This is a genomic window from Arhodomonas sp. KWT (genome assembly GCF_010993615.1).
This window is the reverse complement of record NZ_WNXE01001166.1, coordinates 1-503: the sequence shown is the minus strand read 5'-3', so window position 1 is coordinate 503 and position 503 is coordinate 1. Positions and strand designations below refer to the sequence as shown.

The 503-nt window shown below is 76.7% G+C and carries 1 protein-coding gene; it reads right to left on the bottom strand.

Going from position 1 to position 503, the window contains the following annotated elements; all coding sequences use genetic code 11:
* Window positions 1–428 (bottom strand): formate dehydrogenase accessory sulfurtransferase FdhD (locus tag G7A99_RS24765; protein ID WP_205600066.1); only part of this gene is annotated, 428 nt, incomplete at its 3' end.
* Between the last annotated feature and the right edge of the window lie 75 nt (window positions 429–503).

Genomic DNA, 503 nt, shown 5'->3' with positions numbered 1-503 from the left:
TCCGGCAGTGCGGCCATGGCCGCGAATAGCGCCGCGGGGGTGAATACGGGGCCGTCCGCCACCGGCCGGACCGGGCGCAGCGCCTCCTGCAGGCTGCGCACGCCACACAGGCCGCAGCTGCTCATCCCCGGTGTGGCGCGCTCGCGCCGGAGGTGGCCGGGGAGGGCGCCGTGGAGCCGGGCATGGGCGACCACGCCTTCCGGGCGGTCGGTGACCGTTACCGAGTCGACCTCGGCGGTGTCGCGGATGACGCCCTCGGTGAGCAGGAAGCCGTGGACGAAGTCCTCGACGTCCGCCGGGGAGGCCAGCATCACCGCGTAGTCGGTGTCGTTCACCACCACGGCGACGGGTGCCTCCTCCGGGAACACGCCGTCGCCGGAGCCGCGCTCCCCGGCGCTGTAGCGCTCCACCGTCAGCCGGCCGCTCACCCGCTCCACGGGGGGGCGTGGCGCGGCGTGGCGGGCCGGCGGGGGGGCGAGCGGGTCAGGCGCGCTCACGGGCGG